The following is a 24,872-nucleotide window of genomic DNA, read 5'->3' on the forward strand; positions in this document are numbered from 1 at the left end:
GGCCGGTCAGAGCGCCTCGCGCTTCTGCAGCCAGGTCGTGGCGATCCAGCCGGGGGCGATCGGCAGCCAGAACGTCAGGAGACGGAAGAGGATCACGGCGGAGAACGCCGTCGAGCCGGTGATCCCGGTCGCGGCCGCGAGACCGCCGGAAAGGACCGCCTCCACCGCGCCCAGACCGCCGGGCGTCGGGACGAGGGATCCGGCGGTCTTGCCGATCAGGAAGACGACGGCGACGGTCGCGAACTGCACCGGCTTGTCGTCCTCGAAGGCGAGCACCGAGGCCCACAGCGCGAGGCTGCCCGCCAGCGGCAGCAGGAACGCCCCGCCCACGCCGAACGCGAGCCGCACCGGATCCCGGGCCAGTTCGAGCATCCGCGGACCGACATCGCTGAGGTACGGCTTCACACGGTCGAGTGCGAACTTCCTGAGCCGCGGCACGGTCGCGATCACCACGCCGATCAGCGCCACCGCGAGCAGCACCGTCACGATCACCGACGAGGGCGGCAGCTGCGAGCCCGTGGACGAACCCGACAGCGAACCGAAGAGCATCACCAGGAGCAGGAACGCGCCGAACATCGCGATCTGCGAGGCCGCCATACAGGTCACCGCCAGGCCGGAAGCCACTCCTGCCTTCTGCAGAAACCGGGTGTTGACCGCGAGCCCGCCCACCGCCGCCGGCGTCACCAGCGTGACGAAGGAGGCCGCGAGCTGGGCCAGCAACAGGCGGACGTAGTTGAGCCGCATGGGCACGAACCCGGCGAGGTTCATGGCGGCCGCCAGATACGTCACCGCCGCCCCGGCCAGCGCGAGCAGCGCCCAAGGCCAGGAGATCCCCTTGAACACCTCACCGATCGACTGCGAGGCGAACTGCCCGATGAGGAAGTACACGGCGACACAGCCGCCGAGCGCGGACAGGATCGTGCGCGGCTGCAGCCGCTCGTAGACCACGGCCTTCGCGGCCGGCGCCTCCGGCTGGAACGCGAGGATCTCCTTGCCCACCTGCTCGAGCACACCCTTGTTGCGGCGCAGCCGTGAACGGGTGGTCAGGCTCAGGCCCGCGGGCCGCAGCAGCGGCAGCACGGCGCCGAGGGTGGCGTCGCCGAGTACGGTCCGGGCGGTGCGCACGGCCCGCTCGGGGTCGGTCAGCAGGCCGAGCGTGACAAGGAGTTCCGCGTCGTCGAGCCGGTGCTGCAGCGCGGCCGCGGCGACCCCGCCCGCTTCGAGGCGGGTCAGCCACACCTTGCCGTCGTCGCCGACGAGAAACGCGTCGGCGGACATCCGCCGGTGGCTGATCTGGTGCTGGTGCAGATCCTCCGCGACCTGCCAGACCTTTTCGAGCAGAGCGTCGGTGAGCTCCTCGGGCGCGAGGCGGTCCAGGGTCCGGCCCGGCACATCCTCGTACGCGAAAAGCACCGCGTCGGCGTTGAGTTTGCGGACGGCGGCCAGGCGCGGGGTCCGGATCCCGCTGTGCCGCACGGCGAGGGCGAGCAGCGTGCGCTGCTCCACCAGATGCTGCAGGGACATCAGTCCCTGGCTCTGCGCGGGCCGCCGCAGCCGCAGCCGCTGATACAGCCGGTACGCGAGACCCGCCGTGATCCGGTCGCGGTCGAGCACGGTGACCGTGAACCGTTCGTCGGTGTCGGTGAACGCCTCGTAGCGCCGCGTACCGTCCCGTGCGTTGGCGATCCGCCGGCTGGTCACCGGCGGCAGGTCCGTCTCGGCGAGCGCGGCCGCGACATCCGCGTCTGTCGGCGACGGATCGGTCGTCCCGCGCAGCCAGCGCACCGCGAACGCGACGAGCCGGCCGAGCAGGAACGTCAGGAGCATGCCGGGCAGCGTGGCCGTGTTCCCGACGAGCGCGGCGAGCGCGGTGACGACCAGACCGCCCCAGGCGGCGTTGCGCAGCAGATACCGGTCGGCGAAGCCGACGACGGTGATGAACGCGACGACGGTGGCGATGTACAGATGCAGCGGCGCGATGTTCCCGCCGCCGCCGGGCCGCTGCGCGAGAGCGCGCTGCACCACGTCGGGCCCGGGCCCGAGCACATAGAGGTTGAGTCCGAGCGCCACGAGATACGCGATGAGCGCGGCGAGCACGCCATTGGTGACCAGCCGGGCCTCACCGCGGAACAGCCGCTCGACGGCCACGAACGCGGGCACCGCGGCCATCACCACACCGGCCGCGAAGACGATCGGCGCGAGCAGCAGATCCGGCACGGCCCGCTGCAGCACCGCGAGCCCGATCACGAGCACGAGCCCGGCCAGGGCGAGGATCATCCGGACCCGGTCCACCGGGCGCCGGGTCGGACCCCGGCGCCCGGAGGCGGCCCCGGGGCGTGCGGAGGCGACCCCGCGGTCCTTCGCGTCGCCGCTCAGCGTCACCAGTGTCAGCCGTCCGCCATGAACTGTGCTTTCCCGAGGTTCTCCGACCTCATGATCCTGGCACGCGGCCGCCCGGCGGAACCTGTGGTCTTAGCCCGCACGGGGCACGGTCCGCACGACCGTGCCCCGCTCCCGGAACCCCTCAGACCAGGCTCGCCCCGAGCGCCTCGGCGAGCCGCAGATGCCCGGCGGCCTCCTCGGCGCGGCCCTGCCGCTCCAAGGTGCGGCCGAGCATCAGGCGCGCGTAGTGCTCCACCGGGTCGAGGTCGAGCACGGCACGCAACTCGGCTTCGGCGCGGGTGAGTTGCGCGGAGTGGTAGTACGCGCGGGCCAGCAGCAGCCGGGGCGCGACCTGCTCCGGGACCTCCTCGACCAGCGAGCCGAGCACCCGGGCGGCGGCCGCGTAGTCCTTGGCCTCGAAGAACAGGCCGGCGCGCTCCCAGCGCTCGGTGGGGCTTCCCTGGGTGTAGTACGTGTGCGTCACGGGGTGACCTCCTTCGGGCGGGTCAACGGCAGCTGGTAGTTGAATATTCCACCAGTCGTACGTGGGGGTGTCCTCCGCTTGTACGGGGGCCCTCGGCGTACATGGGGAGGGCGCCGGCAGCCGACAGGTGCCCGCTCGACTAGCCTGAACCGCACGATGAACCGTCTGACCACGTCATGGGGCGCCTGCGACCTCACACGCCACCCCGTCGACCCCCGCGATCAGCTCCGCGCCTGGGACGCCTCCGACGAGTACCTGCTCGAGCACCTGGACGACGTCGGCCTCGACGGCCGCCGGATCGTCGTGCTCGGCGACCGCTGGGGAGCGCTCACCACCGCGCTCGCCTCGTACGCACCCGTCCAGATCACCGACTCCTGGCTCACACGCCAGGCCACCACGGAGAACCTGGCCCGCGCCGGCGCCACCGCGGGGGACCTGCTGACCACGCAGGACACGCCCCCGGCCCGTATCGACGTGCTGCTCGTCCGCGTGCCCAAGAGCCTCGCGCTCCTGGAGGACCAGCTGCACCGCCTCGCCCCCGCGCTGCACGCGCGGAGCGTGGTGATCGGCACGGGCATGGTCAAGGAGATCCACACCTCGACGCTCCAGCTCTTCGAGCGGATCGTCGGCCCGACGAAGACCTCCCTGGCCAAGAAGAAGGCCCGGCTGATCTTCGCGACGCCCGACCCGGACCTGTCGCGCGAGGCCGACCCCTGGCCGTACCGCTATCAACTGCCCACCGGAATCGGCCCGATGAGCGGCCGCGGCGTGACCAACCACGCGGGCATCTTCTGCGCCGACCGCCTCGACATCGGCACCCGCTTCCTCCTCGGCCACCTCCCGGACACAACGGGTGCCGCGCGCATCGTGGACCTCGGCTGCGGCAACGGCGTCGTCGGTACGGCGGCGGCGCTCGCGAACCCCGAGGCCGAGGTGGTCTTCACCGACGAGTCGTACCAGGCGGTCGCCTCCGCCGAAGCCACGTACCGGGAGAACGCCGAGGGGAAGGCGGAGTTCCTGGTGGGGGACGGCCTTGCCGGGCTGCCCGCGGGGAGCGTCGACCTGGTGCTCAACAACCCGCCGTTCCACAGCCATCAGGCCGTCACGGACTCCACCGCACGGCGGATGTTCGCCGACGCCCGCCGGGCGCTGCGGCCGGGCGGCGAGCTGTGGGTGGTCGGCAACCGGCACCTCGGGCACCACGTCTCGCTGCGGCGGATCTTCGGTAACTGCCGGATGGTCGCGGGCAACCCGAAGTTCGTCGTGCTGCGGGCGACCAAGCGCTGAGGCCGGGTCCGGGTGCTGCGCCGGGGGAGCGTGGGGCCGGACGGAGGGGCAACCTCCGCCCCCTGAGCGACTTTCCCGCACCCAACGGCTACCTTGAGCCGCATGAGCAATCTTGACCGTGAGGCAGCGCTGTCCGTGTGCGGCGGACGCGGATTCGTCGTGGCCGAGCCCGTACGCGAGCTCCTCACCCCGCGTACGGTGCGGCTCGGCGAGTCCACCGAAGTGCGGCGGCTGCTGCCCAACTTGGGACGCCGTATGGTCGGCGCCTGGTGCTTCGTCGACCACTACGGTCCCGACGACATCGCCGACGAGCCCGGGATGCAGGTGCCGCCGCATCCCCACATGGGTCTGCAGACCGTCAGCTGGCTGCACGACGGCGAGGTGCTGCACCGCGACTCCACCGGTTCGCTCGCCACGATCCGCCCGCGCGAACTCGGCCTGCAGACCACGGGATCGGCGATCAGCCACTCCGAGGAGACGCCCAAGTCCCACTCGCGTTTCCTGCACGGCGCCCAGCTGTGGACCGCGCTGCCCGACGGCGCCCGGCACGTGGACGCCCACTTCGAGCACCACACGGAGCTGCCGCAGCTCACGTCCGCCGGACTGACGGCGACGGTCATCCTCGGCACGCTCGACACGGCGACCTCGCCCGGCGCCACGTACTCACCGATCGTCGGCGCGGACCTGACGCTGACCCGCGGCACCGAAACATCGCTGCCCCTGGAGCCGGACTTCGAGTACGCGGTCCTCTCCATGTCCGGCGAGGTCCACGTGGACGCCGTCCCCGTCGTCCCGGGCTCGATGCTCTATCTCGGCTGCGGCCGCACCCAACTCCCGCTGCGCGCCGAGTCGGACGCCTCGATCATGCTCCTGGGCGGCGAGCCGTTCGAGGAGGAGATCATCATGTGGTGGAACTTCATCGGGCGTACCCAAGAGGATATCGCTCAGGCCCGTTCGGACTGGATGAACGGCGATCGGTTCGGTGAAGTGAAGGGCTATGACGGGGACCCAATCCCCGCGCCTGAGCTCCCGTCAGTGCCACTGAAGCCGCGGGGTCGGGTTCGCTGACCTGCGCATATGTCTGATCAGCCGGTGACGCACACTGTGAGGAAGTAGGGAGCCGCGCGCGGTGAGCGACGGTTGCTTGGAGCCCTTCTTCGAAGTGTCGAAGCCTCGAAGGAGATCAGCACGACGACCGCACCAGACAGTGTGCCCCTGCATGCCCTCGCCGAAGACAACCTCGCCGCGGCGAGTCCGGACCTGCTGCGCGCGATGGTCAAGACGTTCGCCGACGCGCTGTTGTCGGCGCAGGCCGACACCCACCTGCTGGCGTTCACCGCCTTTCCACGCGAGATCTGGCGGCAGATCTGGTCCAACAACCCACAGGAGCGGCTGAACAAGGAGATCCGCCGCCGGACCGACGTGGTCGGGAACTTCCCCGACCGCACCGCGGTGATCCGCCTGGTCGGCGCGGTCCTGGCCGAGCAGAACGACGAATGGTCCGAAGCCCGCCGCTACATGAGCCGCGAACTCCTTGCCAAGGCCCGCCTGAACCCGATCGACGGAGAAACCGACGATCTCGCCCTGCCGACCGAACACTGCATAATCTGAAAATGGATCACCGAGTGGCCGTCGATACACCACTCCAGCGGACGTGACCCGCCGCGACCGCAACACCGCAGAGCACGACGGCTGTTCGCCTGTGAATTTTCCTGACCGCCATAGAACCCGTGATGGCGAGCGAGCCCGTCCAGGGCTCGGCTTTCCTTCATCACAGGGAGCATCGGGGACTGCCCGGCCCGCATCCTCGCAAGTCCGAGGGGCAAGTCCTTCTCGAAGAGTGCGCCTCGGTAGGCATCGGGCACGCGGAGCCCGTTGATGTCAGCGCTCGGCGTCCCCGGACCGCGGCCGTCACTGCTCGCCGTACAGGAGCCCGTCTGCGAGGAGTTCGAGCAGACCAGTGCGCCGGCATTGCGCGAGGCGAGTCCGTCGAACGGACGGGACAGCTCGGCCTTCGCCGCGCGCTGACCGCAGCCCGACGACTGCCGCCAGTACTGCCACGGCTGCCACTCTCCCTATGTGCGGGGGCCGCATAAGTGGCGGGGCGCGTGCGGGGGCGTTTCCAGGAAGACGGCCCCGGGGGTCCGCAGCGCGTGCCACAGTTGGGCCAGGGGACGGCTCAGCAGGGGGAACAGGGCCATGGACATCGGCATCTCAATCGGCGCGGAAGCCGACGAGGCAGAGCTTCGTTCGCTGTACCAGTGGCTTCGGGACGACAGCCACGTACGGCGGTACGCCCGGGTGCGCCTCGACGAGAAGGAGCCTGCCCCCGGACATATGGGCGGCGACCTCGAGGGCATCCGGCTCATGCTCGAGAGCGGGTTCCAGCTGGCGAACTTCGTTCTCGCCTGGCTGGCCTGGCGGGGCTCGCGTCCCAAGCCGCCCGAGATCACCGTCGAGTCCGGCGGCGTGACGGTGACGCTTTCGGGCCAGGACGCCGCGACCGCCGAGCGGATCCTGGCGGCCCTGCGCACGGGCGCTCCCCCGGACCCCGACGGTCCATGACCACCGCGGCTTCCCCCGACAGATCCAGTGCCGTACTGATCGGTGTCAGCAGGTACGTGCATCTACCCGACCTGCCAGCGGTCCGGGGCAGCGTGACGGATCTGGCGGGCCAGTTCCGGGACCCCTCGGTCTGGGGTCTTTCCGCGGACCGCTGCCATGTCGTGCTCGAACCCGGTGACTCCGCAACCGCGATCGGCCCCCTGCGCAGCGCCGTCGACAGCGCCTCCGACACCCTCCTCGTGTACTACGCGGGGCACGGCCTGATCGACCCCGACAAGGGTGACCTCTGGCTCGGCCTGCCCGGGTCGCTCTCCGGTGAACCGGACACGGCCATGCCGTACGACTGGGTGCGGCGGCAGTTCCTGCGCAGCCGCGCCGAGCGCCGGATCATGATCATCGACTGTTGCTACAGCGGGCGGGCGCTGGGCACGATGGGCGAAGCGCAGACCGCGGTCGCCAACGGCGCCATGGTGGAGGGTACTTACGTGCTCGCCTCCGCCGGCGAGTCGAGCCAGGCGCTCGCGTTGCCCGGCGAACAGCACACCGTCTTCACCGGCGAACTCATCAACCTGCTCGCACAGGGAGTGCCGGACGGACCCGAACTCCTCGAGCTCGACAACGTCTACCGGCTGCTTTCCGAAGGGCTCAGGGCACGGTCCCGTCCCGAACCCCAGAAGCGGGTCCGCAACAGCGCGGGCCAGTTGCACCTCTTCCGCAACCGGGCGTACGCGGTACGAAAGCCCGGCGCCGGCCTGGTCGGACGCCGCTACGAACTGGGTAAGCGGCTGCTGCGCGACGCGGCCACCGACACGTATCACGCACGCGACACGACGCTGGGCCGGCCGGTCACCCTCAAGGTCATGCGTCCGCAGGCGGCGGGCGACAGCCGTCTCGCGGAGGGCTTCGTCGACGGGGCCAAGTCCCGTGCGCTGCTCCACCATCCGCTGACCACGATGCTGCTCGACATGGGGCACGTGAACCGCGGCGGTGTCCGCTGCCCGTACCTGGTCACCGAGGCCGTTGTCGGTTCGACCCTCACCGACCGGATCAGGGAAGGGCTGCCGCACCCGGACGAGACGATCGGCATCGTCCGCGACGTGCTGTCGCTCCTCGAGTACGCCCATGGGGTCGGCGTCTTCGGCTGGAACCTGAACCCCGACAGCGTCGTCCTCACACCCGGGCACCACGTGAAGCTCGTCGACCTGGCCGAGGACCCGGGCCGCTGGGCGAACCGGCAGCCCATCGCCACACCTCCCGAGGCCGGCGACGACGACCTCCGGGCCGCCGCCACCTTGTTCTACACCCTCCTCACGGGCCGCTCGCCCTGGCCCGTCCCCGATCCGAGGGGGACCGGATGGCCCACGCGGCCGTCGGTGCATCAGCCGCAGCTGTCGGACGAGTTGGACACCGTCGCGCTCCTGGCCCTGTTCCCACAGCACCCCTCCGGCTACGGCGGCGCGAAGCAGCTGAGCCAGGCCGTCGCGGGGCTTCGCGGTCGCGCGATCCGGTATCCGGCGCCGCCGTCCGAGCCCCCATCCGACCCGCCGGGGGCACCCTCGCGCGCGCATCTTCCGCAATCCGTCCCGCAGTCGGACCCGAAGGCGGTGCACGAGGAGCGGATCCCCCGGGCGCTGAACTTCGCCGCCGGATCGCACCGGGGCAGCATCCGCGACAGCAACAAGGACTCGGGCTACGCCGGTCCGCGCCTGCTCGCCATCGCCGACGGGATCGACCACATCCCCGGCGGCGAAGTCGCCTCCGCGGAGGTTATCTCCACGATCGTCACGCTCGACGACGACGTCCCGGGCTCGGACATGCTGACCTCCCTTGCCACTGCTGTACAGCGCGCCAACGGCCGCTTGCGCGAACTGTCCGCGGCGGACCCACAGCTCGCAGGCATGGCCTCGACCCTCACCGCCCTGTCGTGGACCGGTCAGCGCATGGGCCTCGTACACCTCGGCAGCTCACGTGTGTACTTCCTGCGCGACGGCGTACTGACGCAGATCACGCAGGACCACACCTGGGTGCAACGGCTCGTCGACGAGGCCGGGCTCACCGGGGAACAGGCCACCGTGCATGCGGAGGGCTCGCGGCAGGACCGAGTTCTCGACGGCGGCGCGGTCGACCCGGATCTCTCGATCCACCAAGTGCTCTCGGAGGACCGCTACTTGCTCTGCTCCCACGGCCTGTCGGGTGTGATCTCCCACGAGACGATGGAGGAAACACTCGCCGCGTACCAAGGACCCCAGGAAACCGTACAGAACCTGATCCGGCTCGCGCTGCGCGCGGGCGGGGCCGAGAATGTCACCTGCATCATCGCCGACGTCCTGGACATCGCCGATATCAACGACATCGGCGGCCGGATCAGCGACACCCCCATCGTGGTCGGAGCAGTGGCCGCGGCTCAAATGCCCCTCCCCGAACCGGGGTCCGCACCACCGAACCGCCCTTGATCCGCCCTTGATCCGCGCAGCAGGTAGCCGTCGGTGGTGCCGTACTTGTCGGCGTACCACTCGACGGTCAGCCGCGTACGCGCTGGCAGAGACACGTCCCGATACTCACCGATCTTGCGGTGCTTGAGGCGTCACGGCCGTGGGCTCGGCCTTTCGTAGCGCGCAGCCACGCATCAGGTCGGCGTTGGACTGTCTCGTCGGCCCGGCCCCGTTCCGCTCCATCGTCTTGATGAACCCGTCCACCACCTTGTGGTCGAACGAGTCCATTCGCCGACTGCCCATGGCCGGGAAAATGTGGTGTTCCAGCAGCGAGTCCAGATGCCGCAGCGAAGAACCCTCAAGATGCCGCTGACTCTCCCGCCACTCCGCCGCATAGTCCTCGAACCGCATTGCCCCATACTTCGCAATGCGCACCGCCCTGCTGTTCCGGCGGGGCGCGGCCTTCTTCGCGTTGTAGATTTCTGTCAACCGTGTGATAGCGGCGGCCTCGGTGTCGAACCCGGACTCGACGGTCTGCTTGCCGAAGGCATTGCGAAACTGAATCTTGTACAGATGGGGGCACTTTGCCCATCGCGACGGGGCGTGGGAGCAGTCCTTGAAGTAGGTACCCATGCCGTGTGCCAGGGTCTTGCTCGCCGTGCGCAGGAGGAGATCGAACAGGCGCGCGCGGACTGGATGAACGGCGATCGGTTCGGTGAGGTGAAAGGGTACGACGGGGATCCGCTGCCGGCCCCGGAACTTCCCGCGGTGCCGTTGAAGGCGCGAGGGCGGGTGCGCTGACCGGCGCGGGGCCGCGACCCTGGCTACCGCACCCGAGAAAGGCCGAACGATGAGTAAACGTATCGAGGAACTCGACTGGCGCCCGACCCCGATGGGCGACCTCTGCCTGCGCCGCCGCCGGGACCCGGCAACGGGCCGGGACATCCACGAGGTCAAACTCGGCGACGAGTTCCTGATGTCCAGCCTCTTCGTCGAAGGCGAGATCGCCCTCACCCGGCTCGGCCTGGAGCACCTTCAAGGCGACGAACTCGACGTCGCCGTAGGGGGACTCGGACTCGGCTACACCGCCCGGGCAGCACTCGACGATCCGCGGGTCGGCTCACTGATCGTCATCGACGCCCTCGCCGAAGTCATCGCATGGCACCGGCAAGGGCTGGTGCCACTCGGCGCGGGACTTTCGACGGATCCCCGCTGCCGCTTGGTGCATGGGGACTTCTTCGCGCCGGCGGCCGAGGTGCACGGCCTCGATCCCGAGCAGCCCGGCCGCCGTTTCGACGCGATCCTCCTGGACGTCGACCACTCGCCCCGCCACGTACTGCACCCACGGCATGCCGCGCTCTATGAGCCCGCAGGGCTACAGGCGCTTGCCGCCCAACTCCGTCCCGACGGCGTGTTCGCCCTGTGGTCGAACGACCCGCCGGACGGCGAGTTCACCACGCGGCTGGAGGCGGCTTTCCAGAAGGCGGAAGCTCACGTCGTGGAATTCGACAACCCCCTGCAAAACGGCATGGCGACCAACACGGTCTACGTGGCCCGCACCTGAACGTCCAGGTGTTGCGGGGCATGACGTTCATGACGGTGGCGCGGGCACTGTCGGGGCTGTCGGGGCTGTCGATCCCGGCGTGAGTGCGGCTTAAGCGCCACGGACGAAAGTTGCGCAGTCCGGACAGTCGTCGAGGTATCGATGCCGACACTCAACGGTGTGTTGAAGGAAGGTGATTGCCTGCTGTCTGTGGACGACTTCACTTTCGAGCGCTGCGATCTTCGCCTTCACGACGGCCTGTGCCGCCGACTTCGTCGGTGCCATCGCGGCAGCGACCTCAGGCAATGAGAGCCCGACGCGTCGCAGTTTCAGCACGGTATGTGCCTGCTCCAGCGCGCTGTCGTCATAGATGCGGTAGCCGTTGCCATCGCGACGCACGGTGAGGGCACCAACGTCTTCCCAGTGCCGCAGCACGTGAGCCTCAACGCCGAGCTCTGCGGCCGCTTCCCCGATCGTCCTCATCACACACGCCTTGCCTTCATGTCGACCTGAACCCATAGCGTCACGATCATGCCTGACACCACCGACCCCACGAGCTCCCCGTACCGTCCATCGATCCTGGTCACCGGCGCGACTGGCAACCTCGGCCGAGAGATTGTCGACCGTCTCCAAGCGCACGGCGCGCGCGTACGCGGCCTTGTGCGCGATCAGGCCGGCCCGCGCCCAGGAGTCGAGTGGGTGGTCGACGACCTCACGGAGGCCGGTGCCGTGCGTGAGGCGCTCGTGGACATCGACGCGGTCTTTCTGATCTGGCCACTGCTCGATTCCGCCCCTGCCCACGACCTGATCGCAGAACTCACCACGGCGGCGCCGCGTGTCGTCTACCTGTCCTCGACCGCCATAGACGACCAAGCCGCTCGTCAGAGTGATCCCATCGTTCAAGTGCACGCGGATATGGAAGCCCTGCTCCACGATGCCGGACTGCGACCCGTGGTGCTGCGTAGCGACACACTGGCCTCCAACGCCCGTGGCTGGGTGCAGCAGTTGGGGGCGGGCGATGTCGTCTCAGGCCCAGAAGCGGCGCGCACAGCCGTCGTCGACGAGCGTGATGTCGCTGATGCTGCCGTAACGGTATTGCTCGCACCCGACAACCACCTGGACCACGGCCCGCACCTGTTGACCGGACCCGAGGTGCTCAGCCGCGCCGACCAGATCGCTCACCTCGGTGCTGCACTCCGACGCGATCTGCGATTCCAGGCGCTTCCCGCTGACCTCGCGCGATCACGGATGCTCACCGACGGTCGTCCCCAGCCACTGGTGGAGGCGCTTATCGCCGCCTCGGTGTGGCGACCGGAGTCCCATCGCGTCACCGATCATGTTGAGCGCCTCGCCGGCCGTCCGGCCGGCACCTTCGCGAGGTGGGCCATCGACCACGCGGCCGAGTTCAACTGACGAGAACCGCGGAACGCCCCCATGAGTTGGCCGACATCGGTTTCACCGTCATAGTGGCGCCGCTGGTCCGCCACCAGGAATGGGCCCGCCTCCTGGAGGCGGACCCATTCCGGGTGGCGCTGGGGGCCAGTGGTGGATTCTCCGCTGTCCGAGGCCGGGGTCAGTCGGTCATGTTGCCCATCTTCCAGACCGTCATGGACTTGACGGCACCGCCGTCCCCGAAGAGCCGCAGGCCGAGGGAGTCCTGGCGGAACGGATAGGCGCGCGTGGTGAGGGACTTGTGGCCGTTCGCGTACGCCTCGATCGATGAGCGGTCGACGAACACGTCGAGGGTCAGCTCGCCGTTGGTGAGCGCCAGCGGGCCCTTATGGGTGCCCAGGTCGCCCTCGGTGCTGGAGTTGTTTCCGGACCTTGTACGGTCCACGCCGAACTGGCCCGCGGGCGCGTCGTAGAAGATGCGGGTCCGTTCCTCGTCCCCGGGGCTGCGGAGCACGTCGAGACCGAAGGTGTCGGCGCTGCCGCGTTCCATGGTCAGTTTGATGTGCAGCATGTCCCCCTTGATGCCGGCCAGGCGCTCGTTGGCGCCGGCGACGGAGGTCGGTGCGGTGATGTCGAGGAGCGGGTCGCCGGAGTGCAGGCGGGAGACCTCCGCGACGGGGCGGATGCCCAGGTCGCCGTCGGGCCGCATGGACAGCTCGATGGGGAGACCGGCGTTGTGGGCCCAGCCGGCGTCGTAGTGGGCACGTTCGGTACGCCGGTCCTGCGCGATGCTGAAGACGAGGGAACGTCCCTTGTCGTCGACCAGGCCGCTCGGGCCGGTGAAGTGCTCCCCGTAGTCGAGGAGTTTGGGCTCGGTGGTGTCCGGCGTCCAGCGGCGGGCCCCTGCGTCCCAGGTGCCCACCCAGTAGTACGTGAACTTGCTGCTGTACTCGCCGGGGCCGGCCGGGAACGCCGGATTGACCAGTAGCGCCCGGCGTTCGCGGCCTTGGTCGTCCTTGCCGATGGGCAGGAAGGTGGGCAGTTCCCAGACCTGGCCGGTCTTGGGGTGGGCTGCCACGTCACCGACCATCAAGGGGCCCGAGTAGGTCCAGTCGGTCAGGTTCTTGGACGTGTAGAGGAGCGCCGTACCGCCGACGTCGGTGCCCGAGGTGGTCTGGACGCCCGATCCCATGAGCTGGAACCAGGTGTCTCCCTGCTTCCATACGAAGGGGTCGCGGAAGTCGCCGAAGCGGACCTTGCGTCCCGCGCCGACGTCCAGGTCGGCCTGCTGGCTGGTGACCAGGGTGGGGTGCATCTTCCATTCGACGAGGTCGGGGTCGCTGGGGTCGACGGGGCGTGCGAGGCCCGTTGCCTGGTTGGGGCGCTGTGCGTCGTTGCCGGCCGTGAACAGCAGGACGGGGACGCCGTTCTCGTCGAGGGTCGACGCACCGGACCAGACGCCGTCGGGTGCCACGCTGTCGGCGGTGGGGGCGAGGGCCACGGGCAGGTCGCGCCAGTGGACGAGGTCCTCGCTGACGGCGTGGCCCCAGGCGATGTTGTGCCAGTACGGGCCGTGCGAGTTGTGCTGGTAGAAGAGGTGGTACTTGCCGCCCACCTGGATCGGGGCGTGAGGCTCGTTCATCCAGTGGTTGGGGGCGGTGAAGTGGTAGCCCGGCCGGTAGCGGTCACCGTCGTAGCGCGAGCGGTCCATGGCCATGCGGGCCTGGGGGATGGTGCCCCCGGAGAAGGTCTGCAGGTCCTTGGCGTGGGCGGCCGCCACCGCAGTCGAGGCCAGCGGGCTGGTGTGGATCTTCACTTCGTCGATCAGGCCGTTGAACATGTTGACGGCGAAGGTGCCGTTGATGAGGGCGGGCTGGTTGTGCCTGCCGATGACGAGGGGAACATCGGCCTTGGCCAGGCGCGCCGTGGTGGGCACGGCGGTCTCGGCGACCTGCTCACCGTTGAGGTACAGCCTCATGGCGCCCTGTCCCGGCGCGAACACCGCGGTCAGGTGCGCCCACTTGCCGGCGGCCAGCGCCGCCGTCTTGGGGACCTGCGTCTCGTACCAGGCGTCACCGGTGCCCACGCCGAACTGCCACATTCCGTGCCGGCCCACACCGAGGGAGAAGCCGCGGCGGGCGTTCTTGTCCTGCTGGTTCACGATGGCGGAGGGCTTGCCCTCATCGCCCCACTCGAAGGCGCGCGGTGCCACCCACGCCTGAAGGGTCATGCCGTCCGTGGGGAGTTGCGTCTGTGACGCGGCGCGGGAGACCCAGGTGGAGTAGCCGTCGAAGAGGAGGGCGCCGGACAGTACGCCGTCCTCGGGGCGCTTCGCGTTCCACAGCGGGTCGCTGTCCGGCTTGTACACGGCGTCGTTGAACACATAGCTGATGGGATCCGCGCCCTGGCTGATCCGTTCCGCGGTCGTGGTGCCCTGGCCCTCGGCGAAGTCCCAGTGAGCGGCAAGGCCCTCCTCGCCCGGGGCGGGCGGCTTGTCGACGCCGACCCGTACGTCGTCGAGGTTGATGTGTCCCCAACCGCCGGTCGCGCGGTCGACCACGGTGATCCGCAGCTGCTCGCCCAGGTGCTCACGCGCGTCCCAGGTGACGCGGCGGTACGCCTCGTCCTCGGTACCCGTCGCCTTGTGCAGGACGTCTCCGTCCAGTGTGGTCAGGGCGACGTACAGCTGGTTCTCGTCGCGGCCGCCGGACACCAGGGCACTGACCATTCCCGTGCCGGTCAGGGTGAAGGGCTCGGACGTGAGGGTCCCGGTGGAGGCGTCACCACCTGAGGCGAATCCCCACAGATGGTGGGTGCCCTCGTGGTTGAAGCAACAGCCCCAGCCCCACCCCGGATCGTCGGTGACCGATCCGTTGAAGGCGGTGCCGGTGGGGGTCCAGCCGGTGAGGTCACCGGTCTCGAACCCGGGGTTGGACAGGGTGCTTTGGGCCGCGTCCGCGGGGTGCGCTGTCAGGGGCGTAAGGAATCCGAGGCATATCGCGAGCGCGAGCATCAGGCGCAGCAGTCCGGGCCTGAGAGCCCTCGCTGGGCTCGCTGGTCTTGCCGGCCTTGCTGGTGAGCGTGTTCGCATCCGGACCTCCGGTGGGGGTCGAAGTGGGCACTGCGTACCGCCAAATCGGTTTAGGCGATGGCTCGGCATGGTTCGCGTTCCGCTTCCGCTAACGCAAGAGCTAACGCATACGGAATCTCCCTTACGTAACCCAGAGCCACCTCAAAATGCCGCATAACTACCCTGCGGTCAGGGCGAGATGACGGGAGTGTTGACAGGAGGGGGCGGGTCCAGCACTCTCAACCCACTTGCTAATCCGATTTAACAAGCTGGAGTTGAGTCGTTGATGTCCGAACGGCGCATCACCATGGCCGATGTCGCCCGCAAGGCCGGTGTCTCGTCGACGACCGCGTCGTTCGCCCTGGCCGGCCGGACCGACATGCGGATCTCCGATGCGGCCCGCGCCCGAGTCCTCGAAGCGGCCGAGGAGTTGGGGTATCGGCCGAACGTCACCGCGCGCAGCCTGCGGACGAAGTCCACGCAGACCATCGGTCTCGTATCGGACCGGATCACCACCACACCGTTCGCGGGCGATGTGATCCGCGGCGCCATGGAGGCCGCACGGGAGCGGGACAACCTGCTCTTCATCACGGAAGCGGGCGGAGATTCCGACGCCGAGTCGTCCTTGGTCCACGCGCTGCTCGACCGGCAGGTCGACGCGTTGATCTACGCATCCATGTTCACCCGCTATGTGACGCCGCCGAAGGAGCTGTTCGGGCGCCGCGTGGTGCTCCTCAACTGCCTGGCCCCCGGATTCGCCGCGCCCTCCGTGGTGCCGGACGAGGTCGAGGCCGGCCGGGACGCGGCCCGTGCGCTGCTCGCGGCCGGGCACACCGAGGGCATCTGGGCGATCGGCGGCCACCAGGCGCTGCCGGCCACACCCGAGGGGATCATCGCCGGCAATGAGCGCATGCGCGGTCTGGAGGAGGTGCTGCGGGAGGGCGGTGCGCGTCTGGAGGGCGTCGTCGAATGCGACTGGGGCACACCGGACGGCCACCGCGAGGTGTCCGCGCTTCTGGCGCAGGGGCACCGGCCCCGTGCGCTGGTGTGCCTGAACGACCGGCTGTCGTTCGGCGCGTATCAGGCGCTCGGTGAGGCGGGTCTTTCGGTGCCCGGGGACGTGTCCGTGATCTCGTTCGACGACCAGGACATCGCGTCCGTACTGCGCCCGGCGCTCACCACGGTGCGGCTACCGCACTATCAACTCGGCCGCCTGGCCGTGGAGTTGACCCTGCGCAGCGGCCCGCTCGAAGCAGTCGTGCACCGTGTGCCGATGCCGCTGCAGGAACGTGCCTCGGTCGGCGCGCCCGCCACGGGCTGACACCGGCACGCGTACAGGCACAGGAAGACAGAAGTCCCACCGCTCCGATCCACCGGAGCGGCGGGACTCCCCACCCAGTAACGGCGACCGACGCAACCGGTCGCCACGGCGGGTCCGGCAAGACCCGCCTCAGTGAGATGGAGGAACCTCGTGGTGTTCAGAATCAGGCGCCTCGCCATGGCGAGTGTAGCCGTCGCGTCGGCGACCACACTGGTCGCCGGCTGCGCATCGGGCAGCGGCGGCAGCACATCGGGAGCCGACGGCAACACGCTGACCCTGTGGACGCACAATGCCGGCAACTCGGCCGAGCTGGATGTCGTCAAGAAGATCATCAAGGATTTCAACGGCTCGCAGGACAAGTACGAGGTGAAGCTGCAGGCCTTCCCGCAGACCGACTACAACAGCTCGGTCGTGGCCGCGGCCTCGGCCCGCAAGCTGCCCTGTCTGCTCGATGTCGACGGTCCGAACGTGGCGAACTGGGCCTGGGGCGGCTATCTCGATCCGATCGACGTATCCGGCAGCGAGGTGCCGCTGACCGATCAGCTCGAGAGCACGGTCGGCCGCTACAAGGACAAGCTCTACGCGTTCGGCTTCTACGACGTCTCCCTCGCGTTCTTCTCCCGTAAGTCGGTGTTGAACGCGTATGACATCCGTATCCCCACCATGGACAAGCCCTGGACGAAGGCCGAGTTCGACGCCGCGCTCGCCAAGCTGAAGAAGAGCGGCAAGTTCGACTATCCCCTGGAGATGGGGACCGGCGGCACCGGCGAGTGGTGGTCGTACGGCTACTCCCCGCAGCTGCAGAGCTTCGGCGGCGACCTGATCGACCGCGGCGACCACAAGAGCGCCTCGGGCACCCTCGACGGCAAGAACTCCGTGGAGTGGGGCAAGTGGTTCAGCTCCCTGGCCGCCAAGGGCTACATCGCGAAGAAGTCCGCGGCCGACCCCAACCCGGACTTCCTCGCCGGTAAGAGCGCCATCCACTGGGACGGCAGCTGGAACGCGGCCAAGAACGCGGACAAGTTCGGCGACGATCTGGCGATCCTGCCGCCGGTCGACTTCGGTGACGGACCCAAGATCGGCGGCGCCTCCTGGCAGTGGGCGATGAGCTCCTCCTGCTCCAACAAGGAAGGCGCGCAAGCCTGGTTGAAGTTCTCCCGCCAGAACAAGTACTTCGTCGACTACGCCAAGGCCACGGGCACCCTGCCCGCCACGGAAGCAGCCAGTCAGCAGGTAGAAGGCTACGAACCCGGCGGCAAGTTCAACGTCCTTGTGCGCTTCGCCCGCGAGTACGCGCAGGTGCGCCCGGTCACGCCGGCCTATCCGTACATCTCCACGGAGTTCGAGAAGGCCGCCAAGGACCTCCTGGCCGGCGCCGACCCCGAGGAAGCGCTCGGCCAGGCCGCGAAGAACATCGACAACAACCTGAAGACGAACGACTACTACTCAGGCTGATCCGCCCCGGTCCGGTTCGGGACCCGTCCGCGCCCCAGGCGGCGCACCCGAACCGGACCGGCCCTCTGGAGAAACGTGACCACCATGCTCGCAGCCCTGGACCGGCTGCGCCCGGTCCGGCGAACCCGAACGACCAGCGCCCGTCGCCGCGAAAGCCTCACCGCCTTCGGCATGGCCACCCCGGCCGTGGCGCTGCTGCTCGTCTTCCTCGTCGTACCGGTCGCGCTCGCCTTCGCTCTGGCGTTCACCGACGCGAGGCTCATCTCGCCCACCCCGGCCCGCTTCGTCGGCCTGAGGAACTTCACGCGGCTCTTCGACGACCCGGTCTTCTACAAGTCCCTTCGCAATACGGTGTACTTCGCGGCCGTCGTCGTCCCGTTGCAGGCCGGGCTCGCGCTCGTGCTCGCGCTGCTCGTCAACGCGAAGGTACGGGGCGTCAACTTCTTCCGTACCGTCTACTTCCTGCCGGTCGTCACGTCGATGGTCGTGGTGTCCCTCCTGTGGACCTTCCTCTACCGGCAGGACGGCCTCGTCAACCGCGTCATCTCCACCCTGACCTTCGGCCACTTCGACGGCCCTGACTGGCTGGGCGACCCGGCCACCGCGATGCCCGCCGTCATCCTGATGTCGGTGTGGCAGGGCGTCGGGTTCCACATGGTCATCTGGCTGGCCGGCCTTCAGACCATCCCGGCCGAGCTGTACGAGGCGGCCGACCTCGACGGGGCCACCCGCTGGGACCGCTTCCGCCATGTCACCTGGCCCTGCCTGCGCGAGACCCGCACGTTCGTGCTCGTCACCATCACCATCGCCGCGTTCAGCCTCTTCACCCAGATCCGGGTGATGACCCAGGGCGGCCCGCTCGACTCCACCACCACCGTCGTCCACCAAGCGGTGCACACCGGTTACGACCAGCAGCAGACCGCGTACGCGGCCGCCATCTCGCTGATCTTCTTCGTACTCGTCCTCGCGGTGTCACTCATCCAGCGATTCCTGACCCGGGAGAGGGACTGACATGGCCGCCTTCCTCAAGCGCCTCGGCGGCCAGGGAGCCCGCATCGTCCTGGCACTGGTCTTCGTACTGCCCCTCGTGTTCATGGTGGTCTCGTCCTTCAAACCGGACGACCAGATCTTCGGGGACCTGGACTCCCTGCGCGCCTTCCTGCCCCTCGGAGACGTGTCCCTGGACAACTACACAGGCGTCTTCGAACGGGTCCCGGCCGCGCGGTTCCTGCTGAACTCCGTGCTGATCTCCACCATCACCGTGGTGCTCGGCATCATCGTCAACAGCCTTGCGGCCTTCGCCCTGTCCCGGATGCGCTGGCCCGGCCGCAAGCTGGTCCTGACCGCCGTCATCGCCACCCTCATCGTGCCGTTCGAGACGTTCGCGCTGCCCCTGGTGTGGTGGGTCAACCAACTGCCGCTGCTGCGCGCCAACGGCTTCCAACTCGAGTGGACCACCGGCTGGATGGACACCTACCAGGTGCAGATCCTGCCGTTCGTGGCCAACGCCTTCTCGATCTTCTTCTTCCACCAGTACTTCCGCAGCATCCCCAAGGAGCTGGACGAAGCGGCGATCGTGGACGGCGCCGGCTGGTTCACGATCTACCGCCGGATCGTCATGCCCCTGTCAGCACCGGCCGTCGCCACGGTCGCCATCCTTACCTTCCTGCCCGCCTGGAACTCCTATCTGTGGCCCCTGATGGTGGTGCAGAGCGAGGAGCTGCGGCCGGTGATGGTCGGCATCTCCTACTTCTTCCAGCTGAACGTGGGCTGGGGCCAGATCATGGCGTACTCCTCCATGATCACCGTGCCGATCCTGGCGCTCTTCGTGGCGTTCCAGCGTGCCTTCGTCAGCAGCATCGCCTCCACCGGCGTCAAGGGCTGACTCGCCGACTCCCTTACGGCGCCGGCTTCGAGTTGCCGTGCCGCGCCCTTCGACTCGCCTCATCCGTGTCTTTCGCACGCCCTGAGAAAGGTTCCGTGTGCCCACGTCGCCGCTCCGCGCCGCCCACCTGCCCGCTGTCCATCTGCGACCGCCCCGCAACTGGATCAACGACCCCAACGGGCTGGTCTTCCACGACGGCCACTATCACGTGTTCTTCCAGTACAACCCGTACGGACCTCAGCACAAGCACGTGCACTGGGGCCACTTCCGCAGCCCGGACCTGATCAACTGGGAGCCCCTGCCCGTCGCCCTCGCACCCACCCCCGGCGGATACGACGCCGACGGCTGCTACTCGGGCAACGCGATCTCCGTCGACGGCCGCATGGTCGCCTTCTACTCGGCCCATCGCGACGACCGCTGGTGGCAACCGGTGACGACGGCCGAGTCGCACGACAACGGCAGCACCTGGACCAAACGTCCCCGGCTGCTCATCGCCGAGCCACCCACCGACACCACCATGTACCGGGACCCGTACGTCTGGCGGCAGGACGGCCGCTGGCGCATGCTCGTCGGTTCCGCGCTCGAGGACGGCCGGGGCGCGGCGCAGCTGTACGAATCCGGCGACCTCGAGCACTGGACGTATCGCGGCCCGTTCCACACCAGCGACGCCGCGGCCGGCAGCGGGCCGGTCGGCTGGGAGTGCCCGCAGTACGCGCCGTTCGGTGACCGCGGCGTCCTGATCGTCAGCGACTGGACACCGCAGGGCGGTCCCAGCCACACGACCGTCCACATCGGCCGCGAGAACAACGGCACCTTCACGGCGAGTGCGCAGCCCCAACCCCTCGACCACGGGCCCGACTTCTACGCCCCCGCGTTCCTGAAGGCACCGGGCGATGTGCCCGGGGAGGACAGATGGCTGATGTGGGGCTGGTCCTGGGAGGCGCGCGACGACACGTGGGCGCACGAAGACGGCTGGGCAGGCGTGCTGACGCTCCCTCGCGAAGTGAGCCTCACCGCCGACGGCACGCTCGCCCAGCGCCCGGCCCGTGAGCTTCTTGCCCTGCGCGGCGCGAGGGTCCTGCATCGCACCGGGCACACCACCGCGTCCGAGCCCACCGAACTCGGTCAGGTCGGCACAGCCTTCGACCTCACTGCCGCACTCGTACCCGACACGACAGGTACCAGCGGGCTGCGGCTGATCACCTCGGCGGACGGGTCCGAGTACCTCGATATCAGCCTTGACCCGGCGGCAGGTCGCCTCGTCGTCGACCGCACCCACGCATCGCTCGACCCGCGGGCGCGCGGCGGCTCGTTCAGCGCGCCCTGCCCGGCCGCGGCGAACCCCGGCGCCGCCGTCGAACTGCGCGTCATCGTGGACCGCTCCATCGCCGAGGTGTACGTGGGCGACGAGCAGGCGCTCACGCTCCGGTTCTATCCGCTCGCCGACGGACCATGGCGGCTGCAGGCCCGTACGACCGGCGCCGGGCGGAGCGAATTCTCCGTAGAAGCATGGGACTTGTCCCCGGGCGGCGCCCGTCAAGAGGCGCTGACGGCGGGGCTGGGGCAGGCGCAGGACGCTTGAGTCCTGGCCGTACGAGGAGTGGAGGGCGGCTGAGTCCTGGCCGTACGAGGGATGGAGGGCGGGGGGAATGCCGCCCTCCATCCATAAGTGGGGCCGCCCCGGTCACCGCTTGGGCACGGGCAGCTCGCCCGACCCGCGGACGATCAACCGGGTGGGCACGGTGACGGTGCGCGCACGGGAGCGGTCGCCGTCGAGCCGGGCCAGGGCGGTGGCCGCTGCCGACCTGCCGATCTCCTCGGGGTCCTGGGCGACGACCGTCAGGGCCGGTTCGAGGACCTCGGCGAGCGAGACGTCGTCGAAGGCGACCACCGCCACGTCCTTGCGCTTGCTGCGGGCGAGTTCGGCGACGATGCCAAGGGCCATGATGTTGTTGCCGGCGAACAGGGCCGTGGGCGGATCGGCCAGGTCGAGCAGACCTGAGGTCGCGGCCGCGGCCCCTTCCTGGTCATGCGCGCTGACGACCAGTGACCGGTCGTAAGGGATGTCCGCTTCCTGGAGGCCCGAGCGGTAGCCGGCCAGACGCTCGCGCCGGGTGTAGAGCTTGGTGGGCAGGTCCCCGACGAATCCGATACGGCGGTGACCATGGGCGATCAGATGGGTGACGCCCTCGTGGGAGCCTTCCCGGTTGGAGCTGACCACGCTGTCCGTGGCCAGTCCCGTGCCCGGTCGGTCGAGGAAGACCACGGGCAGCCCTCCCGAGCGGTGCCCCTTGAGCGGGGCGTGGTCCGCGCCGACGGACGGCACGACCATCAGAATGCTGATCCGGCGGCCGAGGAACTTGTCCGTCAGTGCGCGTTCGCGGGCGGGATCGTCCGCGGAGGACCCCATGAGCAGGGTCAGTCCGCGCTCGCGTACCGCGTCCTCGATGCCGCTGGCCACCGCTCCGAAGAACGGGTTGGACAGGTCGGGGACGACAAGGCCGACGGTGGTGTCAGGGCCGCCGACGCGGATGTTGCGGGCCATGAGGTTCGGCTGGAAGCCCAGCTTGGCCACGGCGGCGAGTACCTGCTCCCTGGTCGCTGCCGAGGCGGGCCCGTCCTCGTTGAGGACGCGGGAGACGGTCTTGGCGCTGACGCCCACTTCTCGGGCTACGTCTGCCAGCGTGGGGCGGCGCTTCGCTGCCATGGCGGAAACGGTCTCCTGTTGCTCGTGGGCCCCGGTCCTCGTGGGTCCCGGCTCTCGTGGGTCCAGCTCTCGTGGGTCCCGGCCGAGGCTGCCGGGACCCGTGAGTGCGTCAGCTGGCGTGGACTCCCGCAGCCTTCGCCGCCTCGGAATCCGCTACGACAGTATCCCCGGCCTCGTCGATACTGAGCGCCCCGGTCATGATGGCGACGACCTCCGCCATCGAGTAGTCGCCGGGCTTGATCACGGCGGCGCGCCGACCGAGGCGGTGGACGTGGATCCGGTCGGCGATCTCGAACACATGCGGCATGTTGTGGCTGATCAGGACGACGGGCAGGCCCTTGTCCCGGACCCTGCGGATCAGGTCGAGTACCTGACCGGACTCCTTGACGCCGAGGGCGGCGGTGGGTTCGTCCATCACGACCACGGAGCGCGCCCAGGCGACGGCGCGGGCGACCGCGACGGCCTGGCGCTGGCCGCCGGAGAGGGTCTCGACCGCCTGCGTGAGCGAGCGCAGTCCGATCTTCAAGTCGGCCATGTGCTCGGCGGCTTCCTGGCGCATGCGCTTCTTGTCGAGCAGGCGCAGGGTGCTGCCGAGGAGACCGGGGCGGCGCAGTTCGCGGCCGAGGAACATGTTCGAGGCGATGTCCATGGAGGAGGCCACCGCGAGGTCCTGGTAGACGGTTTCGATGCCGTGGGCGCGTGCGCTCTGCGGGCCGGAGAAGGTGATGGGTTCGCCGCCCAGCCGTATCTCGCCCTCGTCCGGGGCCACCGCGCCGGTGAGGGCCTTGATCAGACTGGTCTTGCCGGCGCCGTTGTCGCCGATGACCGCGAGGACCTCACCGGGCAGCAGGTCGAAGTCGGCTCCGTCGATGGCGGTCACATGGCCGTAGCGCTTGACCAGACCGCGGGCTTGGAGGACGGGGGTGGGGGAGCCTGTGGAGATCATGAGGTCTCTTTCGTGGATACGCCCTGCTTTGGCTGGGTGAGGAGACGAAGCTCCTGCGGGGCAGGGCAGAGGGCTGGGGTTCGCCGCCAGGAGGATTCCCGGTTTCCGTCGGGGTGGTGAGGCGGCCCGTCAAGATCGATTGGTCTCAACTGTCAGTCCTCGCGGATAGGTTGATGCTCATGGCGACGGGGGCGATGGCGAGCGAGGCGGCCGGGCATGCCCGGTGGACCTTCCGGCTTCGCCTGTCCAGGTCGGCGTGCGCGGCGCTTGAGGCCGAGTGGGACCGGTGCCGCTGGGTGTGGAATGAGTCGGTCGCAAAGTCGAAGGCTGTTCACGCGCGCAACCGGGCGACCGGCGAGAAGGCGACGTGTGGGCCGGTGCAGCTCGCCGCGATGCTGACCGAGGCGCGTAGATCTACACCGTGGCTTCGTGCGGGTGCGTGTGTGCCGCAACAGCAGTTGGTGCGCGACTTCGGCAAGTCCCGTGCCAAGGCGCTCAAGGACGTCAGGGCCGGGTTGCCGATGCGTCAGCGGGCGGGGATGCCCCGGTACAAGAAGAAGCGCGAAGCGCGGCCCACCCTCGAATACACGAAGCGGGGTTTTCGTCTCAAGGACGGCCGCCTGCACCTGGCGAACGGCATCGTCGCGCGTCCGGTGTGGTCGCGGGAGTTGCCCACGCCGCCTTCCTCGGTGCGGATCTACCGCGACAGTCTCGGCCATTGGTACGCGTCGTTCGTCGTCGCGACGACACCTGAAGTCCTGCCTGCGACCGGGCGTGTGATCGGGATCGACTGGGGGGTGAAGGAGATCGCGACCACCACCAGCGACGACCATGACCTTCCGCATGCCGAGCACGGAAAGAAGGCCGCGTCGGGGCTGGCCCGCTACCAGCGTCAGATGGCGCGCCGCCGTGCCCCGCGAGGCAAAGCCCAGTCGAAGGGCTTCCGTAAGGCGCAGCGGCAGGCTGCGAAGCTGCATAAGAAGGTCGCGCGACAGCGGCAGGACACGGCTCGCAAGTGGGCCAAGCGTGTGGTCCGCGACCACGACGCCCTGGCCGTCGAGGACTTCAAGCCGAAGTTCCTCGCCAAGTCGACCATGGCCCGCAAAGCCGCTGACGCGGCGATCGGCGCCACCAAAGCCGCCCTGATCGAGATGGGCCGCAAGCACGGCCGGACCGTGTACCTGGTCAACCCCGCGCGCACCACCATGGACTGCGCGCACTGCGATGCGAGAGCCAAGCATCGCCTACCTCTCTCGGAGAGAACGTATACGTGCACCGCGTGCGAAGTGGAGTCCCCCAGGGACAAGAACTCCGCACGCGTGATGCTCGTCCGGGCTGGTCTCAACCCGGCTGGTGCTGATCGCGGAAGACCCGACGGGCCGCCGGTCCGTAAGGCTGCGTGA

20 protein-coding genes and 2 pseudogenes are annotated in these 24,872 nt (G+C 69.1%); 15 read left to right on the plus strand and 7 right to left on the minus strand.

Going from position 1 to position 24,872, the window contains the following annotated elements; translation table 11 throughout:
• Nucleotides 1–6 precede the first annotated feature (6 nt).
• Nucleotides 7–2,382: a lysylphosphatidylglycerol synthase domain-containing protein gene (locus tag G6045_RS01240; RefSeq protein ID WP_165329832.1), complete on the minus strand. Its 2,376-nt coding sequence runs from the start codon at nt 2,380–2,382 to the stop codon at nt 7–9.
• A gap of 142 nt (nt 2,383–2,524) precedes the next feature.
• The gene (locus G6045_RS01245) at nt 2,525–2,866 is read right to left on the minus strand and encodes a tetratricopeptide repeat protein (RefSeq protein ID WP_165329833.1); all 342 of its coding nucleotides are present in this window, start codon (nt 2,864–2,866) and stop codon (nt 2,525–2,527) included.
• Nucleotides 2,867–3,022: 156 nt separating this feature from the next.
• Here G6045_RS01245 and G6045_RS01250 point away from each other — a divergent pair, with 156 nt between their 5' ends.
• The 6 genes and pseudogenes from G6045_RS01250 (at nt 3,023) to G6045_RS42100 (ending at nt 9,171) form a co-directional block, all read left to right on the plus strand.
• On the plus strand, nt 3,023–4,153 hold the full coding sequence (locus tag G6045_RS01250) for a methyltransferase (protein ID WP_206343145.1): 1,131 nt from the start codon (nt 3,023–3,025) through the stop codon (nt 4,151–4,153).
• A 102-nt stretch (nt 4,154–4,255) separates the two neighbouring features.
• Entirely contained in the window at nt 4,256–5,221 is a 966-nt protein-coding gene (locus tag G6045_RS01255) for a pirin family protein (RefSeq protein ID WP_165329834.1), read from the plus strand.
• 243 nt (nt 5,222–5,464) lie between these two features.
• A pseudogene (locus tag G6045_RS01260) lies at nt 5,465–5,764 on the plus strand (transposase); the annotation flags it as partial.
• Between the two features lie 267 nt (nt 5,765–6,031).
• Nucleotides 6,032–6,181: a hypothetical protein gene (locus tag G6045_RS01265; RefSeq protein ID WP_165329835.1), complete on the plus strand. Its 150-nt coding sequence runs from the start codon at nt 6,032–6,034 to the stop codon at nt 6,179–6,181.
• 171 nt (nt 6,182–6,352) lie between these two features.
• Nucleotides 6,353–6,718 (plus strand): effector-associated constant component EACC1, encoded by a 366-nt coding sequence (locus tag G6045_RS01270; protein ID WP_165329836.1) that lies wholly within the window; start codon nt 6,353–6,355, stop codon nt 6,716–6,718.
• A complete protein-coding gene (locus G6045_RS42100) occupies nt 6,715–9,171 on the plus strand; it encodes a caspase, EACC1-associated type (RefSeq protein WP_408056286.1) in 2,457 nt (818 codons plus the stop codon). The genes G6045_RS01270 and G6045_RS42100 overlap by 4 nt, the downstream gene beginning before the upstream one ends.
• A gap of 105 nt (nt 9,172–9,276) precedes the next feature.
• Here G6045_RS42100 and G6045_RS01280 read toward each other — a convergent pair whose 3' ends face one another.
• The gene (locus G6045_RS01280; RefSeq protein ID WP_165329838.1) at nt 9,277–9,783 is read right to left on the minus strand and encodes a hypothetical protein; all 507 of its coding nucleotides are present in this window, start codon (nt 9,781–9,783) and stop codon (nt 9,277–9,279) included.
• 24 nt (nt 9,784–9,807) lie between these two features.
• On the opposite strand from G6045_RS01280, the pseudogene G6045_RS01285 reads away from it, so the two are divergent.
• A pseudogene (locus tag G6045_RS01285) lies at nt 9,808–9,951 on the plus strand (pirin family protein); the annotation flags it as partial.
• A 49-nt stretch (nt 9,952–10,000) separates the two neighbouring features.
• Entirely contained in the window at nt 10,001–10,714 is a 714-nt protein-coding gene (locus G6045_RS01290; RefSeq protein WP_165329839.1) for a polyamine aminopropyltransferase, read from the plus strand.
• Nucleotides 10,715–10,804: 90 nt separating this feature from the next.
• On the opposite strand, the gene G6045_RS01295 is transcribed toward G6045_RS01290, so the two are convergent.
• On the minus strand, nt 10,805–11,176 hold the full coding sequence (locus tag G6045_RS01295) for a MerR family transcriptional regulator (protein ID WP_165329840.1): 372 nt from the start codon (nt 11,174–11,176) through the stop codon (nt 10,805–10,807).
• 48 nt (nt 11,177–11,224) lie between these two features.
• Between G6045_RS01295 and G6045_RS01300 the strand changes: the two genes are divergently transcribed.
• On the plus strand, nt 11,225–12,106 hold the full coding sequence (locus G6045_RS01300; RefSeq protein WP_165329841.1) for an SDR family oxidoreductase: 882 nt from the start codon (nt 11,225–11,227) through the stop codon (nt 12,104–12,106).
• Between the two features lie 160 nt (nt 12,107–12,266).
• Here G6045_RS01300 and G6045_RS01305 read toward each other — a convergent pair whose 3' ends face one another.
• On the minus strand, nt 12,267–15,098 hold the full coding sequence (locus G6045_RS01305; RefSeq protein ID WP_165329842.1) for a GH32 C-terminal domain-containing protein: 2,832 nt from the start codon (nt 15,096–15,098) through the stop codon (nt 12,267–12,269).
• A 343-nt stretch (nt 15,099–15,441) separates the two neighbouring features.
• Here G6045_RS01305 and G6045_RS01310 point away from each other — a divergent pair, with 343 nt between their 5' ends.
• From G6045_RS01310 to G6045_RS01330, 5 genes are all read left to right on the plus strand, one after another.
• Nucleotides 15,442–16,476, plus strand: a complete 1,035-nt coding sequence (locus tag G6045_RS01310; protein ID WP_165329843.1) for a LacI family DNA-binding transcriptional regulator — start codon at nt 15,442–15,444, stop codon at nt 16,474–16,476.
• A 177-nt stretch (nt 16,477–16,653) separates the two neighbouring features.
• Nucleotides 16,654–17,931 carry an extracellular solute-binding protein gene (locus G6045_RS01315; protein ID WP_206343146.1) on the plus strand — a complete coding sequence of 426 codons (1,278 nt, stop codon included), beginning with the start codon at nt 16,654–16,656 and terminating at the stop codon, nt 17,929–17,931.
• A gap of 84 nt (nt 17,932–18,015) precedes the next feature.
• Nucleotides 18,016–18,942 (plus strand): carbohydrate ABC transporter permease, encoded by a 927-nt coding sequence (locus G6045_RS01320; protein WP_206343155.1) that lies wholly within the window; start codon nt 18,016–18,018, stop codon nt 18,940–18,942.
• Nucleotide 18,943: 1 nt separating this feature from the next.
• On the plus strand, nt 18,944–19,816 hold the full coding sequence (locus G6045_RS01325; protein WP_165329846.1) for a carbohydrate ABC transporter permease: 873 nt from the start codon (nt 18,944–18,946) through the stop codon (nt 19,814–19,816).
• Nucleotides 19,817–19,913: 97 nt separating this feature from the next.
• A complete protein-coding gene (locus tag G6045_RS01330; protein WP_165329847.1) occupies nt 19,914–21,398 on the plus strand; it encodes a glycoside hydrolase family 32 protein in 1,485 nt (494 codons plus the stop codon).
• A 102-nt stretch (nt 21,399–21,500) separates the two neighbouring features.
• On the opposite strand, the gene G6045_RS01335 is transcribed toward G6045_RS01330, so the two are convergent.
• The gene (locus G6045_RS01335) at nt 21,501–22,523 is read right to left on the minus strand and encodes a LacI family DNA-binding transcriptional regulator (RefSeq protein WP_165329848.1); all 1,023 of its coding nucleotides are present in this window, start codon (nt 22,521–22,523) and stop codon (nt 21,501–21,503) included.
• A gap of 109 nt (nt 22,524–22,632) precedes the next feature.
• Entirely contained in the window at nt 22,633–23,469 is an 837-nt protein-coding gene (locus tag G6045_RS01340) for an ATP-binding cassette domain-containing protein (protein WP_165329849.1), read from the minus strand.
• 179 nt (nt 23,470–23,648) lie between these two features.
• Here G6045_RS01340 and G6045_RS01345 point away from each other — a divergent pair, with 179 nt between their 5' ends.
• The gene (locus tag G6045_RS01345; protein WP_165329850.1) at nt 23,649–24,872 is read left to right on the plus strand and encodes an RNA-guided endonuclease InsQ/TnpB family protein; all 1,224 of its coding nucleotides are present in this window, start codon (nt 23,649–23,651) and stop codon (nt 24,870–24,872) included.

It is taken from the genome of Streptomyces mesophilus, from assembly GCF_011044995.1.
Lineage (GTDB): Bacteria > Actinomycetota > Actinomycetes > Streptomycetales > Streptomycetaceae > Streptomyces > Streptomyces mesophilus.

What these genes read in the sequence shown, in the direction of transcription:
- G6045_RS01250 (WP_206343145.1), top strand. Translation starts at nt 3,023, where the DNA reads ATGAACCGTCTGACCACGTCATGGGGCGCCTGCGACCTCACACGCCAC.
- G6045_RS01255 (WP_165329834.1), top strand. Translation starts at nt 4,256, where the DNA reads ATGAGCAATCTTGACCGTGAGGCAGCGCTGTCCGTGTGCGGCGGACGC.
- G6045_RS01265 (WP_165329835.1), top strand. Translation starts at nt 6,032, where the DNA reads ATGTCAGCGCTCGGCGTCCCCGGACCGCGGCCGTCACTGCTCGCCGTA.
- G6045_RS01270 (WP_165329836.1), top strand. Translation starts at nt 6,353, where the DNA reads ATGGACATCGGCATCTCAATCGGCGCGGAAGCCGACGAGGCAGAGCTT.
- G6045_RS42100 (WP_408056286.1), top strand. Translation starts at nt 6,715, where the DNA reads ATGACCACCGCGGCTTCCCCCGACAGATCCAGTGCCGTACTGATCGGT.
- G6045_RS01280 (WP_165329838.1), bottom strand. Translation starts at nt 9,783, where the DNA reads ATGGGTACCTACTTCAAGGACTGCTCCCACGCCCCGTCGCGATGGGCA.
- G6045_RS01290 (WP_165329839.1), top strand. Translation starts at nt 10,001, where the DNA reads ATGAGTAAACGTATCGAGGAACTCGACTGGCGCCCGACCCCGATGGGC.
- G6045_RS01295 (WP_165329840.1), bottom strand. Translation starts at nt 11,176, where the DNA reads ATGAGGACGATCGGGGAAGCGGCCGCAGAGCTCGGCGTTGAGGCTCAC.
- G6045_RS01300 (WP_165329841.1), top strand. Translation starts at nt 11,225, where the DNA reads ATGCCTGACACCACCGACCCCACGAGCTCCCCGTACCGTCCATCGATC.
- G6045_RS01305 (WP_165329842.1), bottom strand. Translation starts at nt 15,098, where the DNA reads ATGCTCGCGCTCGCGATATGCCTCGGATTCCTTACGCCCCTGACAGCG.
- G6045_RS01310 (WP_165329843.1), top strand. Translation starts at nt 15,442, where the DNA reads ATGTCCGAACGGCGCATCACCATGGCCGATGTCGCCCGCAAGGCCGGT.
- G6045_RS01315 (WP_206343146.1), top strand. Translation starts at nt 16,654, where the DNA reads ATGGCGAGTGTAGCCGTCGCGTCGGCGACCACACTGGTCGCCGGCTGC.
- G6045_RS01320 (WP_206343155.1), top strand. Translation starts at nt 18,016, where the DNA reads ATGCTCGCAGCCCTGGACCGGCTGCGCCCGGTCCGGCGAACCCGAACG.
- G6045_RS01325 (WP_165329846.1), top strand. Translation starts at nt 18,944, where the DNA reads ATGGCCGCCTTCCTCAAGCGCCTCGGCGGCCAGGGAGCCCGCATCGTC.
- G6045_RS01335 (WP_165329848.1), bottom strand. Translation starts at nt 22,523, where the DNA reads ATGGCAGCGAAGCGCCGCCCCACGCTGGCAGACGTAGCCCGAGAAGTG.
- G6045_RS01340 (WP_165329849.1), bottom strand. Translation starts at nt 23,469, where the DNA reads ATGATCTCCACAGGCTCCCCCACCCCCGTCCTCCAAGCCCGCGGTCTG.
- G6045_RS01345 (WP_165329850.1), top strand. Translation starts at nt 23,649, where the DNA reads ATGGCGACGGGGGCGATGGCGAGCGAGGCGGCCGGGCATGCCCGGTGG.